The sequence below is a fragment of the Halomonas sp. 1513 genome, assembly GCA_001971685.1.
Taxonomy (GTDB): domain Bacteria; phylum Pseudomonadota; class Gammaproteobacteria; order Pseudomonadales; family Halomonadaceae; genus Franzmannia.
On sequence record CP019326.1, the window covers coordinates 3,438,251 to 3,453,996 of the forward strand.

The 15,746-nt window shown below is 68.6% G+C and carries 9 protein-coding genes; 3 read left to right on the forward strand and 6 right to left on the reverse strand.

Annotated elements, in window-relative coordinates; translation table 11 throughout:
• Nucleotides 1-67: 67 nt before the first annotated feature.
• The 3 genes from BWR19_15620 to BWR19_15630 all read right to left on the reverse strand — a co-directional run bounded on the left by BWR19_15620 (nt 68) and on the right by BWR19_15630 (nt 4,426).
• The gene (locus BWR19_15620; protein APX94249.1) at nt 68-2,185 is read right to left on the reverse strand and encodes a methyl-accepting chemotaxis protein; all 2,118 of its coding nucleotides are present in this window, start codon (nt 2,183-2,185) and stop codon (nt 68-70) included.
• A 48-nt stretch (nt 2,186-2,233) separates the two neighbouring features.
• Entirely contained in the window at nt 2,234-3,391 is a 1,158-nt protein-coding gene (locus BWR19_15625) for a ligand-binding receptor (GenBank protein ID APX94250.1), read from the reverse strand.
• 168 nt (nt 3,392-3,559) lie between these two features.
• Nucleotides 3,560-4,426, reverse strand: a complete 867-nt coding sequence (locus BWR19_15630) for an esterase (protein ID APX95063.1) — start codon at nt 4,424-4,426, stop codon at nt 3,560-3,562.
• Between the two features lie 162 nt (nt 4,427-4,588).
• Between BWR19_15630 and BWR19_15635 the strand changes: the two genes are divergently transcribed.
• A complete protein-coding gene (locus BWR19_15635) occupies nt 4,589-5,602 on the forward strand; it encodes a biofilm formation protein (protein APX94251.1) in 1,014 nt (337 codons plus the stop codon).
• 74 nt (nt 5,603-5,676) lie between these two features.
• A complete protein-coding gene (locus tag BWR19_15640; GenBank protein APX94252.1) occupies nt 5,677-6,588 on the forward strand; it encodes a hypothetical protein in 912 nt (303 codons plus the stop codon).
• Between the two features lie 4 nt (nt 6,589-6,592).
• On the opposite strand, the gene BWR19_15645 is transcribed toward BWR19_15640, so the two are convergent.
• From BWR19_15645 to BWR19_15655, 3 genes are all read right to left on the reverse strand, one after another.
• A complete protein-coding gene (locus BWR19_15645; GenBank protein APX94253.1) occupies nt 6,593-7,309 on the reverse strand; it encodes a hypothetical protein in 717 nt (238 codons plus the stop codon).
• 3,365 nt (nt 7,310-10,674) lie between these two features.
• On the reverse strand, nt 10,675-11,943 hold the full coding sequence (locus BWR19_15650; protein ID APX94254.1) for a hypothetical protein: 1,269 nt from the start codon (nt 11,941-11,943) through the stop codon (nt 10,675-10,677).
• Nucleotides 11,944-11,988: 45 nt separating this feature from the next.
• On the reverse strand, nt 11,989-12,735 hold the full coding sequence (locus BWR19_15655) for a hypothetical protein (protein APX94255.1): 747 nt from the start codon (nt 12,733-12,735) through the stop codon (nt 11,989-11,991).
• A gap of 164 nt (nt 12,736-12,899) precedes the next feature.
• On the opposite strand from BWR19_15655, the gene BWR19_15660 reads away from it, so the two are divergent.
• The gene (locus BWR19_15660) at nt 12,900-15,605 is read left to right on the forward strand and encodes a transcriptional regulator MalT (protein APX94256.1); all 2,706 of its coding nucleotides are present in this window, start codon (nt 12,900-12,902) and stop codon (nt 15,603-15,605) included.
• The last annotated feature ends 141 nt before the right edge of the window (nt 15,606-15,746 follow it).

Consider the following 15,746-nt stretch of genomic DNA (forward strand, 5'->3'; position numbering starts at 1 on the left):
CTCTACTGCGATGCCATGACTCACTACAGCATAACGTTTAGCGGCAGGCACTGCTTGCCTGCGTCGCTCAGCGCCAGGTTTCGGCCTCGTCTTGTGAGGGCTCGGGCAAGGCCGCTCGGCTGTCGCCTGCGGCGGCGACCCGGAAGCGCCCCACCAGGGCGTGCATGTCGGCGGCCTGCTGGTCGAGCACGTGGCTGGCGCTCGAGGCCTCCTGTACCAGCTGGGCGTTCTGGTGGGTGACCTGGTCGAGCTGGGCGATGGCCTGATTGATCTGCTCGATGCCCGCCGACTGCTCGTGGGTGGCACTGGCGATCTCGGTCACATAGCCGCTGACGTGCTTGAGGCTGTCGATGATCTCCTGCAGGTGCTCGCTGGTGGCACGCACCAGGCTGGCGCCCTCGCCGACCTTGCTGACGCTGTCGTCTACCAGGCGTCGGATCTGTGACGCCTCCTCGGCGCTGCGGCTGGCAAGCTTGCGCACCTCCTGGGCCACCACCGCGAAGCCGCGGCCCTGCTCGCCGGCCCGCGCCGCCTCCACCGAGGCGTTGAGCGCCAGCAGGTTGGTCTGGAAGGCGATGTCGTCGATGGCGGTGATGATGCTGGTGATCTTCTCGCTGGAGTGGCGGATCGCCTGCATGGCGTCGTTGGTGCGGCCGGCCACGTCGCCGGCGGAGTGGGCGCGCCGGTCGACCTCCTGGCTGGCGTCACGCGCCTGGTTGGCGTAGTCGGCGGTCTGCTTGACGGTGGCGGTGATCTGCTCGAGGCTCGAGGCGGTCTCGGCCAGCGACGAGGATTGCTCCTCGGTGCGCTGCGACAGGTCGTCGTTGCCCGAGGCGATCTCACGGCTGCTGGCGGCGATCGCTCCAGCACCGTCGCGAATCTGCGCCACGATGCCCTCGAAGGTGTCCATCATGCGATTGAAGGCCTGGGCGGTGCGGCCGATCTCGTCGTCGCGCTGCAGCGCCAGGCGCAGCGACAGGTCGGCGTTCTCGCCAGCGGCGCCGCTGATGCTCTCCATCTGGCGGCGCATCTGCCCGAGCGGGCCCAGCACGCGCACCAGGGTGCGCCAGCCGAAGATCGCCAGCACCAGGATGACCGCCAGGGTCACGCCGATCTGCAGCACGCGCCCGGCGTTGGCCAGCTCCTCGGCCTGACCGGCGGCCAGGTCGGCCTGGGCCACGCCGTCGGCCTCGAGTTCGCCGAGCGTGGTGCGCATGTCGCCCATCGCCGTGGCCACGTCGTCCAGGGCCTGTGCCTGCCCTTGGCGCAGATCGAGCTGCTCGTGGCGCAGCGCATAGACCGACTGGTTACCACTCACCATCAGGCTATCCAGCTCGTCGATGATCTCGGTCAGCGCCGCGGCGCGCTCGCTCTGCTCGGTGCTGGCGCGCGTCGAGGCGGCGATGGCGCCCAGCGACTGGCGCGCCAGGTTGAGCTGCTGAGCGATCTCGTTGTAGCGCAGGTTGACCAGCCGGTCGCTGCTCTCGACCTGCATCAGCTGGCGGCCAAGGTCGGCCAGCAGCGCCACCGCGGTGCGCACGGTACTGCTGGTTTCGGCGATATTGCCGCCGTCGTCGAGCAGGTCCTCGACCAGCGCGGTGGGCAGCGTGGTCATGCCCTCCTCGAGCCAGGCCTCGACCCGCGTGCGCTGCTCGCGCCGCGCGCGAACGTCGGCCAGGGTGGCGCGGCCGGCCATGTCCTCGGCGCTGATCATGACCTCGACGATACGCTGCTGCATGGCGGCGATGCGCTCGTCCATGGTGGCCGCAAGGGCCAGGTCCTCGCGGCGCACTTCCTCGAGAACGCCGTCCGCCTCGAGCAGGGCCGCATAGCCGGCATCGAGACTGGCCAAGCGCTCGCGCTGGGCGGCATCGTCACGCTCGCGCAGTTCCTCGCGCGGTGCCAGGAAGCGTTCGTCGAGCGTCGCCTGGGGGATGACCTCGGCCAGCGCCGCCTCGTCGGCGGCGGCCAGCAGGTCGGCATGGCGAGAGCCGAAGGCTGCCATGCTGTCGACCATGCCACGGCTCGCCTCCTGCTGGGGTAGCACCTCACCGAGAATGAAGCGCTGCGAGTCGACCAGTCGCTGGTTCGACATCAAGCCGGTAGCGGCCAGCACCACCGCACCGATGACCGCGGCCAGGAACAGCCCGATCAGCATCGCGCGCAGACTGAGAGTACGTTTCATGTCGTGCCCCTTGGAAATTGGTAACGGCCCCACCCGTGCGGCAGGGGGTCAGCGTGCGAGGGTGGACCAGTCCACCGCGTCGAAGCCGCCATTGCGGATGATGGTCGGCCATACCGCGTCGCTGGCCTGGTGGTCGCCGCGCCCCAGGCGCAGCGGCTCGCCGAGGCCGAGGTCGACCTCGCCGAGCCCCAGCAGGGCATCGACCAGCGCCTCGCGGTCCGGCTCGGGGCCGGCCGCCTCCAATCCCTTGACGAACAGGGCCGCGGCCAGATACCCCTCCAGCGAGATGAAGTCGGGGCTGGCGCCGTTGGCATGGGTCTCGAGCGCCTCGCGGTAGGCCGCCACGCCGGGCAGGTCGGCATCCAGCGGCGGCACCACCTGGGTGATGATCACGTCTTCGGCCAGCTCGCCGAGCTCATCGGCCAGCGCCTGGCTGCCGACGAAGGAGACGTTGAGGAACAGCGCCTCGGGGAGGTCCTGGCGCGCCTCGCGAATGAAGTCGGCGACCGGCCCGTAGGTGCCCACCATGATGATCGCGCGGGGCGTCACCGGCGCCTGCAAAATGGTCGCCAGCGCCTGGTGAACGTTGCGGGTATTGCGCGTGAAACGGCCGTGAGCGAGCTCGCGCGCGGCCTCGAAGCCGTGGGACTCCAGGGCGCGTACGCCGCCGATATAGCCGGCATCGCCAAAGCCGTCGTTCTGGGTGAAGAAGGCGATCTCGTCCGGGGCGATGCCCGCCTCGAGCAGGCCCTCGACCATCGCCGCGGTCTCCTGCACGTAGCTCGCGCGGTAGTTGATGACGTGGCGGTCGGGCGGGTCGCGGCGCAGCACGCCGGCGCCGGTGAAGGCGCCGTAGAGCAGCGTCTGGTACTGGTTATGCAGCGGAATGGTGACGATGGCGGTGGGCGTGCCGACGTTGCCGATCGCCGCCAGTACCTCGTCCTCCTCGATCAGCCGCCGGGTCTCGGGCGCGGCCCGCAATGGCTCGTAGCGATCGTCACGTGCCAGCAGGGTGAGCTCGGCACCGTGCACGCCGCCGGCGGCGTTGACCTCGGCAAAGTGCGCCTCGATGCCCTGGCGCATGCCGTTGCCGAGCGAGGCGGCGGGACCGCTGAGCGGTGCCACCAGTCCAAACTTGAGTTCAGCCTGGGCGTGTGGAGCCAGCAGCCACAGGGCTCCCAGCAGCAGTGCAATTCGACGTCGCATGGACCGACTCCCGGATATCGTTCGACAGAGTGCGGCCACCGGACTTGGCGGTGGCCATCTGCAACGCATATCGGCCGCCATGCACCAAAGTTGAGCGAAGGCTGCGACGCATCAGGAGCGTTTTCATCCAAGCTTAGTACTGAAGGACATAATGCCCGTAGGCGACGCTCACTCCTCCAGCGCCCGCGGCGGGTCGAGATAGTCGCCCATGAACATCAAGGCACTGGGCAGACTGGTGCGCCATACCCGCCAGGTGTGGCCGCCGCGCAGGACTTCGAGCATCAGCTGCTCGGGCTGGTGATCGACCAGCTCGCGGTAGATACGCCGGGCGTGCTCCTCGGCGTCCAGGGGGTCGCGATTGCCCGCACTGAGGTAGAGCGGCACGACCTGCGACTGCGCCAGGTAGTCGTCGAGGTAGGCGGTATAGTTGAGCTGTGACCACAGCACCGGATCGAAGCGCTCCTCGTCGTCGAGGAAGGCCGGGTGACGACGCGCCGAGGAGTTGCCAGGCGGCATCGGACTGTAGCTGGCCGGGCTCAGCGCGGCGGCGGCGGCAAACAGGTCGGGACGTTCGAGAATGAAGTTGAGGGAACCGTACCCTCCCGCCGAGTTACCGCCGATGGCTCGCCCTTGGCGATGTTCGTGCACATGCCAGGCGGCCTCGATATGTGGCATCAGATCCTCGAAGAAGGCCGTGCGCGCCGCCTCGTTGTGACCATCCACCCACCAACTGAAGCTCCCCGGCATGACGATCACCGCCGGCGGAATGCGACCTTGTTGAATCAGCCGGTCGGCCACCGCGCGCAGGTTGCCGCTGGAGGTCCAGTCGCGGTCGGTGCCGAACGAACCGTGCAGCAGATAGATCACCGGATAGCGCTGGTTGGACACCGCGTAGCCGTCGGGCAGGTAGATGGTGTAGGGGTATTCACGCCCCAGGGTCTCCGAGGTGAAGCGCTGATGGCTGACCTGGCCCGCCAGGACCGGCGACCCCAGCATCAGCGCCATCACCCCCCATAACAGCACGTGCAGCCGCATCTTCATGTCTGGACGTCTCCCTATCCATGAAATTAAACGCCATGAAATGAAAAGGATAGCTCTCATCCGGGGAATTACTCGGACGCGCTGTGGTCGGACACCACGCAGTGCGAGGTCGTTCAACGGCTAACGATCATCACCATCGAACCGGCTGGGGGATCCATGAAACGCATCGAGGAAATCTACTGGTTACGCTTCTACGGCTGCCTGGCAGTCTTCTGTTTCCATTTCCTCGACCGTCTCAACCAGCGTTACGACAATCTCTATATCGACCTGGCGCGCATCCCCACCGTGCTCGGCACGCCGGTGTTCATCTTCATCTCGATCTTCCTGTTCTCGGTGCGCTACGGCAATCATATCCCCGAGGGTTTCCTGGCCAACCGCATCAAGTACGTGATGGTGCCCTATGTGGTCTACGGATTAGTCTACTCCACCACCAACTACCTGAGCGTGACCGCCGACGGCGGCGAACTGGGCTTCGTCGACAATTTCGTCGAGTACATGGTCTACGCCGGCTGGCACGGCTACTTCCTGATCATCGCCATGCAGTTCTACGTCTTCTACTGGGTCTACACCCGCTACGCGCTGAGCCGCTACCTGCCCGCCGCGCCGTGGCTGGTGCTCGGCAGCCTGATCAGCGCCGGCTACTGGGGCATGACCCGCTGGTTCGATGTCTCGCCACCTGGCTACCTGCACTGGATCGTCCCGGTGGGCTGGATCTACCTGTTCTTCCTGGCGCTGGTGCTGGTCCGCCACTACCCCCATCTGGAGCGCGTCAGCGCACTGCGCCAGCTGGCCAATCCGTGGTGGCTGGCCGGCTGGGTGGCGGTGATCGTGGCGCTGACCTTCGCCGGCCAGCTCGAGTACTCCTCCAAGGAGAGCTGGGTGATCCCCTTCTTCATCCTGTTTACCCTGTGGCTGATGCGCTATCTCAAGGATCGTCCGGCGCCGCCGCTGGTCAAGAAGGTCAACGAGTACTCGTTCGGCATCTACCTGGCCCACCCACTGTTTTTCGCTGTGGTCGATTTCGTCGACCGCTACGTGAACTTCTCGCTGCCACTCTATGCGGCACTGCTGCTGGTGGTCGGGATGGCCGGGTCGATCTGGCTCAATGCGTTGGTCAATCGCCTCGATTGGGGGGGAATGATGTTTGGCAAGCGCCTGGCGATTCGCTAGCCGACAAGACCCACCACTCTGCGCTAGGCTATTGGCAGTTAAGCAGTTTCGATAATAAGAGGAGCGCTAGATAGATGAGCAGGCCAATCTCACAGATCGTGGTGCCAGTGGACGGCTCGCGGGCCACCCTGGCGGCGGTGCGCCACGCCGCGCAGCTGGCGCGGCTGTGGCAGGCGCCCTTGCAGTTACTGCACGTCCAGCCGCTGTACCCCGCCGAGCTCAGCGATATTCCCGCTAACCGGCTGGATGAGGTCGACCACGATCATGAGGTAATTCAGGGCTCGGTGACCCGCGCCTTTGCCCAGGCCCGGCAGGCGCTGGGCGACAACCCCGGGGTCGAGGTGGAAGAGGTGACGCTGCGCGAACACGACTTCGTGCGCCACCTGGCCCGCGAGATCATCGACCACGCCGGCGAGATTCCCGACAGCATGCTGGTGATGGGCGCCCAGGGGCTCGACCGCCTCGGCAAGCTGCTGCGCGGCAATCTCAGCAACGCCGTCATCCACAAGGCACGCGGCCCGGTGTGCGTGGTGCATGACCAGATGTCGATCGATGACGCCGAGCATATCGATCGCATCCTGCTGCCGGTGGACGGCTCCTCACACAGCGCCGCCGCCGCCGAGCTGGCCGCCGGCCTGGCGATCTCGGGCCAGCTGCCGGTGGAGTTGATGTACTGCGTGCCGCGCGACCCCGACGATCCAGCGACGCCGGCGCGCCAACGCGACACCGAGCGGCGTGAGTGCGACTGGATCTTCTCGCATGCCAAGAAACACCTGACGGGGGTCGAGTCGCCGATCATCGAGCAGTGCCTGATCGGCCGCGCGCCGGCCGAAGCGATTCTCGACCGTGCCCGCCAGGCCGGCGGCAAGCCGATGCTGATCATGGGCCGACGCGGCATGAGCCAGTGGCGCGAACAGCTGCTCGGCGGGGTCAGTCACAAGGTCATCGACCGCTCGCCGTGCCCGATCATCGTGGTCACCCGCTAAACCATCAGACGGTCGAGGATTCGTAGGCGTGCTTGAGCCGATAGAACTCGTCAACGATGGCGTCCATGGCGCTGGCATCGTAATCGCGCAGGCCGCTGACGACGAGCTTCTTGGACCCGTGGCCGATGGTCTCGCCGCCGCTGGTCATGTCGAATTCGAGCAGCGCATCGCCGCGCTTGCCGGCCACCTCGAGGGACGAGCCGGAGAGCTCCAGGCCCGGTGCCACCGCATCCAGGCGGGTCAGCGAGAAGCCCATGCTGTCGTAGATGACCAGCGGCCGCTGGGGATTGAACATCACCCCCTCGGCTTCCATCAGCGGCTTCAGGTAGTGCGGGAAGTTCTTGCCGGAAAAGGCCACGTAGCGCCGCGCAAAGGCCTCGACCACCGACTCGTCGCGGGTCACCTCACCGCGACGCTCGACCTCGAGATAGACCTTGCCGGCATCGTCGGTGACGCGGATGCAGCCATCGTCGTGCTCCACAAAGTCCAGCGCCACGTCGGCCCCCACCATGCTCAAGAAACGAAAGCTCATGTGCTGCGACAGACCGAAACGCATCAGTACCAGCGAGAACAGCAGGTCGCCGGGCACGCAGAAGCGCCGCGCATCGGGATTGTGGATCGGGTTGTAGTCCCCCGCCACGCGCTTGGCGAAGTGGCTGGCCTGATCCGCGGAGATGCCGATGCGGCCGTCCCTGACCGAGTGAAAGTCATCGAGAAACATGCGTTATGTGCCTGCGCATAAGGGTGTATCAAGGAATGATGCCATATTCCATACGGCATAGGAGGCGGCAGATTGACCCATAGTGTCATGCCTTGTCCACTCTACCCCCTGCGACAGCGCTGATGGCATGGCGTTCGTCGGGTGCCCTGCGCCGCCTCGCCAAGGCGCTTTTGCTGGTCCTGATCGGCCTGTGGCTGGCGTATCTGGCGCTGGCCAACACCCTGCTCAATAGCGAGCGGCTACGTGCCGCGCTGCTCGACGAGCCGCTGGCGCGGGCCGAGCTCGACCTGCGCTGGGAGCGCGCCTGGAGCTGGTACCCCGGCCAGCTAAGTGCCGCCCGCCTGGAACTGGTTCAGCAGGCACCGCGCTGGCTGGGGCTCGACGTCGAGCAGGTTAGCCTTCAGGTAGCGCTGCGCCCGCTGTTCGACGGGCGCATCGAGATCGAGCGGCTGGATGCCCGGCGCATCCATGAAGTCGCCATCGGCCGGCTGCGCATCGCCGGCAGCGGCCGGCTCAGGCTCACTGAGCTGGCCTGGCAGCAGCGCGAACTCTCCATCCACGGCCTGGCGCTGGACCTCGACGACGGCCGTGTCACCCGCGATGCGGTGACCCTGGTCGAGGACATACAGCTCGACGCGCGCCTGACGCTTGCGCCCTTCGACTTTGCCGACCAGCGCGGCGGCGATATCGTCACTGCCGTCGACGGCGAGATCGAGCTGGCCGGCGCCAGCGACGCCTATGCGGTGTTCAGCGACTACCTGCTGGGCCTCGAGTGGCTGGAGGTCAGCGGCCACGGCGACCTCGCCGGGCGCCTGCTGCTCGAGGGCGGCGAGCTGCTGCCCGGCAGCGAGCTGCAGCTCGACTCCCCCGACCTCGGCGTGTCCCTCGATAGCACCCGGCTGGCCACCGGCGGCCAGCGCTACCAGCTGCTCGGCGACGGCCGCATCCGCGCCACCATCAGCGACGACCAGGGCGAGCCGGAAACCCGCCTGGGCCTGACGCTGGACGACATGCGCATGTGGCAGCAGGACGGCAGCGAGGTGATGCGCGGCGACGGCTTTCGCATCGCCCTGGCCGGCGACCGGCTGCGCCTCGACCAGCCCCCCGAGCGCCTGCACCGCGCCGGGCTGCGCTGGGAGGACACCGAGCTGAGCGACATCGCCGCGCTGGTGCCCTACCTGCCCGCCGCCATACCGCTCCAACTGGAAGGCGGCCGGGCGCGCCTGCGCGGCTTTCTCGACTTCCGCGACGACACCCTCGCCGGCACCTTCCGCCTCGACGGCGACGACGTCGGCCTACGCCTCGGCGATACCCCCATGCGCGGGCGCCTAGGTCTGACCCTGGCACTGCCGCTGCTCGACCCGCGCAGCGGCAGGCTCGACCTCTCCGGCACCCACCTCAGGCTGGCAGCCACCGACGACGACGCCGGCGAGCCACTCACCACCTCGCTGGTATTCCCCCGCGCCGAACTGGCCAACGCCTGGCCGCTGCTACCGCTGGATCCTTTTCTGGCATCCGGCGATCAGCGTCACGAAACGCCGGTGCTGACCCCGCCGCTGCTCGCCGCGATACCCTTCGACGCCGCCCTGAGTGTTTCCGGCGAGATCGACAACCTCGGCATGCTCGACGGTCTTCTCGGCGAGCTGTTCGTCGACCAGACGCTGGGCCTGCGCGGTGGCGGACGCCTGAGCGCCGAGGTCGATATCCACCAGGGCCGGCCGCTGCCCGGCAGCCGGCTGCAGATCGACTCGCAGGCGATCGGCGGCCGCTTCCTGGGCCTCGACACCCTCGGTCAGGGCACCTTGACCGCCAGCGTGGTCGACGACACCCCGCAGCGCGGCTTGCTGACCCTGGACCTGAACGAGGTCGGCGTAAGCCGCCTGAGCGACGGCCGCCGACTGTTCGACGCGCCGCACCTCTCGCTCAGCGCCACGGGCGAGCTGCCCGATAGCGGTCGGCAGTTGGGCAACCCCGAGGCACAGCTGGCCTGGCAGGCCGCCGAAGTGCCCGACGTCGCCGCCCTCAACCTCTACCTGCCCGACTCTCCGGCCTGGCAGCTGGACGGCGGCGCCGCCGCCACCAGCGGCGTACTGGTGGTCGACCGCGATAGCGCCCGCGGGCGAATCACGCTCAACGGCTCGGCCATTCGCGGCCAGCTGCTGGGGCAAGCGTTGAGCGGCGGCGCCGACCTCGAGCTGCTCATCAATCAAGCGCGCTTTGACAGCGGGCGACTCGATATCAGCGGTTCGCGACTGGCGCTGCAGGCCAGCGCCGACGATGCCGAGTCGCGTAGCGTCCTGGTGGCCCGCGACGCGGTGCTCACCGGCGGCAGCGGCTGGCAGCAGGGCGGTGCGCGCACGCCCAGCGGCCGGCTGCGCCTCGACGGCCTGCTCGCCGACATGGCGCTGTTCAATGCGCTGCTGACCAGCGAACACGGCCTGGCGGTGGACGGCAGCGCCCAGCTGCGCGCCGATATCGAACTCGACGCCGGCCGGCTGGTGCCGGGTAGCGAACTGCGCCTGGACGCTGCACCGTTCTCGCTGGGCTTCCTCGATCTCGAGGCGCGCGGCGACGGCCAGCTGGTGGCCACCGCCACCGGCAGCCGCGAGGCGCTCAGCGCCGCCCTGACGCTGAGCATGCCGCAGCTCGCCCTGCGCCGCGGCGACGCCGACGCGGCGCTGATCGAGGGCCGCCATATGCAGCTCAGCGCCGAGGCCCGCCAACTCGACCTCGACGCCGGGCTACAGGCGCTGGATACGCATATCGCCCTGCCACACATCGAGGCGTCGGACCTGGCGGTCTTCAACACCTACCTGCCGGAAAACTCACCGCTGACGCTGCTCGGTGGGCACGCCGTCCTAGCCAGCGACCTGCGCCTCGACGGCTACCAGGCCAACGGCACGCTGCGCCTCGATGCCCCGGATGCCCGCCTGGCCTTCCATGAGCACGAGCTTAGCGGCAGCCTGATGATCGACGCCCGCCTCAACGACGGCGACCTGCGTGACATGACCTTCGACAGCAGCGGCACGCGGGTGTCGCTGAGCAACGTGCAGTTGGCCGAGGGCGACGCCCCACTCACCGACGGCTGGTGGGCCGACCTGGAGCTCGCCGAGGGTCGCCTGACCTGGCAGCAGCCGCTGATTCTCAACAGCGAGCTGCGCCTGGCGATGCGCGACAGTGGCCCGCTGGTGGACCTGTTCGTCAGCGCCGCTCGCGAGCGGCGCTGGCTGCGCAACCTGCTTACCGTACGCGACATACGCGGCTCGGCGCGGCTCGACATGCGCCAGCAGCGCCTGGATATCCGTCATCTCGCGCTCAGCGGTCAGGGCCGTGAACTGCATGCCAACCTGCGCCTGGGCGAGGAATCACCGCGCGGCGTCTTCTACGCCCGCTACGGTGCCCTGGCCCTCGGCGTGGCGCTGGCCGACGGCCAGCGCCGCTGGCAGTGGCCCGGCGCGCGACGCTGGTTCGAGCGCCAGCCGGTGTTCAGCGATGCGTTCGCCTCCGAGAGCCACTGGCTGGAGTCGCTGGAGATCGACCCACCGTGATGGCCAGCGGCCTGCCAGCGGCACCTCGCCCAGCGAGTCACGCAGATCCGGGCCAGGATAAAGATGCGCAGGCCAGCGCAGCAGCATGATCGCCAGCACGTTACGATGCTCGCCGCGCTCGAGATCGGTGCTGCCATCGGTGGCGGGGATCATCCTCGCCTGCGGATCGAAGGCGGCGACGATCGCCTCGCGCAGCCGCGCCACCGCTGGATGCTCCCCCCGGCCGGTGAGCAGGAAACTGATCCCCACCTCGGCCATGATGTCCTCGGTGGTATCGCGCAGGATGCGCGGCAACTCGGCGGCGAAGGCGTCGAGGATCCAAGCGTGCTCCTCGACACTCACCTGGCGCTGGTAGTAGCGGCTGTCGGCGATCACGAAATGAGTCATGCCGTAGATACGATTGCGGTACTCGTCGACGCTCAGCGTCGCGACCCGCGCCGGCGGGTAGTGCTCGCGGAAGGCGGCGACCACCTCGTCGCGCAGGTCGACGATTCCCAGCTGATGCAGGTAGTGAACGATATTGGCCACCTGGGCGGCGTACACCGAGAGCACCTGCGGGTCGCTCAAGAAGGCGGCGAAATCGACCTCGGCCAGATAGTCGAGGGCACGCTCATGGCCAGCCAGCCGCGGCGTGTCGAGCAAGCCGTAATAGTCGAGCTGCACCAGCGAGAACAGCAGGCTGCGGGCATAGATCACCTCGCCCCAGTCGGCGAACATCTGGCGCCGGGCACGCTGCTTGGCAGTACGCGAAGGGTAGGCGTCGAGCAGCGCCTGGCTGCGCCGTGCGGGGTAGTCGTGATGCGCGGCCAAGCCGTCGAGCTCCTCATGGAGACGCAGTATCAGCCGCTTGGCGTGGCTCTCGGTCAGCGGCACATAGCGCGGGTCGCCGCTGATGCGATAGAGCCGCTGGGCGTAGTGGCGCTGCTTGTCCAGCGGCAGCGTGAACAGCTCGGCTTCGTAGCGGGCCTGAATCGCCTCGGCGACGCTCGCCTCGCTCGCCGGCACGGGGCCCTGAGCGGCACAGCCCGTCAGCCATAGCAGCGCCAGCCAGGCCACCAGCCATCCACGAGGGAACGCATGACGCATCTCGGGCACCTCCCTGTTGGCACCTGACGTCAGTATAGCCGCTGGCTAGCGCCTTCCCTGCCGCCGGCCGGGGCGGATCAGCTTGACCCGCGCCTTGCCCCGGCGCCGTTTGGGCGGCGGCGTCGCGTCAGGCGCAGAGGTGAGCGACGGCTGGTCGGCCGGGGGTGGTGGCTCGCTGACCACCCAGGCGAAGGTCGGCAGTGTCAGCCGCCAGCGAATCGCCGCCAGTCGCAGGCCGAGGGTCACTGCCAACCCCAGGCCGATGGCCACGGCGGTGGGCGCCTGCCAAGCGCTGAGCAGCACGAACACCGTGCCGCCGGCGATCGACGCCGTGGCGTAGACCTCCTGGCGCAGCACCATCGGCACGCGGCGCGCCAGCACGTCGCGAATCATGCCGCCGGCCACCCCGGTCATCAGCCCCATCAGCACCGCCACCACGCCGGGACTGCCCAGCAACAGCGCCTTGTGGGCGCCGATCACCGTGAATAGCGCCAGGCCGAAGGCGTCGGTCACCGGCAGGAAGGTGCGCGTCAGGCGGTGGATATAGTGAAAGCCGAGGATCGACACCGCCACCGTGGCCAGAATCACCCACAGGTAGGTCGGGTCGCTGACCCAGAACACCGGCCGCACGCCGAGTACCAGGTCGCGCAGGGTGCCGCCGCCGATGCCGGTCACCGCCGCCAGCACCAGCATGCCGAAAGGGTCCATCCGCGAGCGGCAGGCGAGTATCACCCCCGACAGCGCAAAGACGATCACCCCGGCCATGTCCAGCCAATAGATCCACCCCGTCACACCATGCTCTCCCCTCTGGTTTGGCGTCAGCATACGCCAAGCGAGCCGTCAGGCCGACACTGGCGCATCTTGAGACCTTCGTCTAACAGCTCACCGCTGGCGTCATGAGCTAGGCATACTGGTAGAACTGAAACGATAAAGCCACCACCACCGATCCGCTCGCCATGCCACTGCTCAAGGAGAAACTCGCCCCGCCTCCGCCGCCGCCCTGCGTGGTAGCTAGGCCGCGCCTCAACGACCGTTTCACGCTCGACGAGCGGGTGCGCCTGTTGGTGGTGCAGGCGCCACCGGGGTATGGCAAGAGCACCCTGGTGGCCGAGCGGCTGCCGGCCCTGGAGCAGCACGCCGCCTGGCTGCGCCTGGAGCGGCGCGACGACGCCCCGGGGCGCTTTGCCGCCTATTTCCATGCCGCGCTGGAAAGGCTGCTGGACGATGCCGTCTCCCTGCCGGCCCTCGACGCGGCAGCCCCCCTCGCCCAGCAGTGCGAGGCGTGGCTGGCGGCGCTGCCCGAGGCACTGACACCGCGACGACTGGTGCTCGACGAGGTCGAGCATCTGCGCGACCCCGAGATCCTCGACGCCCTGCAGCTGTGGCTGCGCCACCAGCCGCGCTGGCTTACCCTGACGCTGATCGCGCGCACCCGACCGGCCCTGGGCCTGGCGGCACTGCGTCTGCGCGGCGAGCTGGAGGAGATCGGCCTCGCCGAGCTGGCCTTCGACGTCGAGGAGGCACAGACCCTGTGCGCCGAGCAACTCAGCTTTCCCCCCACCCGGGTCAGCCTGGAGCGGGCCCTGCGCCGCAGCGGCGGCTGGGTGATGGCGCTCACCTGGCTGGTCGAGCGCACCACCACCCGGGCCGGCTTCGACGCCCTGGTCGACCGCCTGAGTGGCGCCCACCCCGACTTCGTGGCCTGGTTCGACGACCTGCTCGATGCCGAGCTCGACGACGAGGACCGCCGCCTGCTGCTGCAGCTCGGCGTGCTCGAGCGCTTCTCGCCGGCGCTGGTGGCGCGGCTGCTGGAAGGCGAGCGCCTGACCCAGCGCCTCGCTGCCCTGGAACAGGCCGGGCTGTTCATCGAGGCGCTCGACCCGCATCAGCAGTGGTACCGCTTTCAGCGGCTGTTCGCCGGCTACCTGCGTCATCGCCGCCATGAGCTGAGCCTCGACAGCCAGCGCCAACTGCACCGCCGTGCCAGCCAGGCGTGGTTGGCGCTCGGCGACCCGGCGGCGGCGCTCGATCAGGCGATCCAGGCCGAGGCCCCGGAGGACCTCGTCGCGCTGCTCGTCGCCCATGGCCCGACGCTGCTGGCCAACGGTCATGTCGCCCGTCTCGCCGAGGCCCTGGCACGGCTCGGCGAGACGCGCATCGTCGCCGCCCCCGAGCTGACCCTGCTCTACGGCTGGGTGACCCACGCCCAGTTCCAGTTCGACCTCACCGCCCGCGCCATCGGCTGGATCGAGGCCCAGCTGGATGCCCCCGAGTGGCAGGCACTGGGCGCCGAATTCGCCACCCTGCGTGCCCAGCTGGCGATCAATCAGGGCGACGCCGAGCGCGCCGCACCGCTGGCCGAGCAGGCCCTGACCCTGCCCGCCCGCTACCTGGCCTCGACGCCGGTGGCCGCCGCGGCGATCCTCACCGAGGCGCGCTTCGTGCTCGGCCACCTCGACGAGTCGCTGACGCGGATTCGCGAGGTGGAACGCGAGGCGGCTCGCCTCGGCGACGCCCAGCTGCGGCTGTGGTCGCTGTGCCATCAGTCCGAGACCCTGGTCGCCCAGGGCCGCCTGCAGGCCGCCTACGACATCCAGGAGCGCGCCTTCGCCCACCTCGAGCAGAGTGGCCAGACGCAGCTGCCGGTAGCGGAATTTCTCTACCGTATCCGCAGCCAGCTGCTGTGGGAGTGGCACCGCCTCGACGACGCCGAGCAGGCGGCGCTGGCCGGCATCGCGGTGCTCGACGGCCAGGGCGAACGCTGGACCCTGCAGTGCCATATCAGCCTCGCCAAGGTGGCCCAGAGCCGCGGCGACCAGGCCCAGTGCGCCGACCATATCCGCCGCCTGCGCAAGATTCTCGCCGAGGGTGACTACCATATCGACTGGGTGGCCAACGCCCACGCCACCCTGCTCGCCTGGTGGCAAGCGACCCACGACCTCGACGCCGTAGCGCGCTGGCTGCAGGAGGCGCCCCGCGCCGAGCCGGAACGGGCCAGCAATCACTTCGCTCAGTGCAACGTGCGCAACCACGCCCGCGCCCTGACCCTGCTCGGCGGCTGCGACGAGGCCGAGGCGCTGCTCGAGCGGCTCGAGGCCCATACCGCCCGGCTCGGCCTGGTCACCGATGCCAACCGCAACCAGCTGTGCCTGACCGCCGTGGCCTGGCAGCGCGGCGACCGCAGCGCCGCCCTTGCGCACCTCCACCAGGCGCTGACGCTCGCCTCGCGCACCGCCCTGATCGGCAGCTTCCTGCGCCTCGGCCCACCGCTGTCCGAGCTGCTGCAGGCGCTGCTCGATGGCGGCGAACTCGACGAGCTGGCCCGTCAACGCGCCACGCGGCTGATCGAGCTGACCGGGCGCCAGCGTGAGTTCGGCAACGCCGTGAGGCTGATGCTCGACGAGGCGGTCATCGCCGATATCGTCGCCCGCCCCGACGTACCCGAGCTGATTCGCACCTCGCCGCTGACCCGTCGCGAATGGCAGATCCTTGGCCTGATCCACGCCGGGCTCTCCAACGAGCAGATCGCCGAGCAGCTCTCGGTTGCGCCGACCACCGTCAAGACGCATATCCGCAGCCTCTACCAGAAGCAGAACATCCGCCGCCGCGATGAGGCCATCGCCCTGGCCGGCGAGCTGCTGGCACACATCCAGGGCGACTAGCCGCGCCTCCTCCCCCCCTCTACGCCGCCTCCTACGCCGCCGGGAGGATTTCACCCGTGCCGGTGCCGCGCACCATGGCCATTACGCCTAGTCTCGCGGCAGCACTGCTGTGCGCCGCGGGTTATCGATCAACCACAACAA

What these genes read in the sequence shown, in the direction of transcription:
- BWR19_15640 (APX94252.1), top strand. Translation starts at nt 5,677, where the DNA reads ATGAGCAGGCCAATCTCACAGATCGTGGTGCCAGTGGACGGCTCGCGG.
- BWR19_15645 (APX94253.1), bottom strand. Translation starts at nt 7,309, where the DNA reads ATGTTTCTCGATGACTTTCACTCGGTCAGGGACGGCCGCATCGGCATC.
- BWR19_15630 (APX95063.1), bottom strand. Translation starts at nt 4,426, where the DNA reads ATGCGGCTGCACGTGCTGTTATGGGGGGTGATGGCGCTGATGCTGGGG.
- BWR19_15635 (APX94251.1), top strand. Translation starts at nt 4,589, where the DNA reads ATGAAACGCATCGAGGAAATCTACTGGTTACGCTTCTACGGCTGCCTG.
- BWR19_15620 (APX94249.1), bottom strand. Translation starts at nt 2,185, where the DNA reads ATGAAACGTACTCTCAGTCTGCGCGCGATGCTGATCGGGCTGTTCCTG.
- BWR19_15650 (APX94254.1), bottom strand. Translation starts at nt 11,943, where the DNA reads ATGCGTCATGCGTTCCCTCGTGGATGGCTGGTGGCCTGGCTGGCGCTG.
- BWR19_15625 (APX94250.1), bottom strand. Translation starts at nt 3,391, where the DNA reads ATGCGACGTCGAATTGCACTGCTGCTGGGAGCCCTGTGGCTGCTGGCT.
- BWR19_15660 (APX94256.1), top strand. Translation starts at nt 12,900, where the DNA reads ATGCCACTGCTCAAGGAGAAACTCGCCCCGCCTCCGCCGCCGCCCTGC.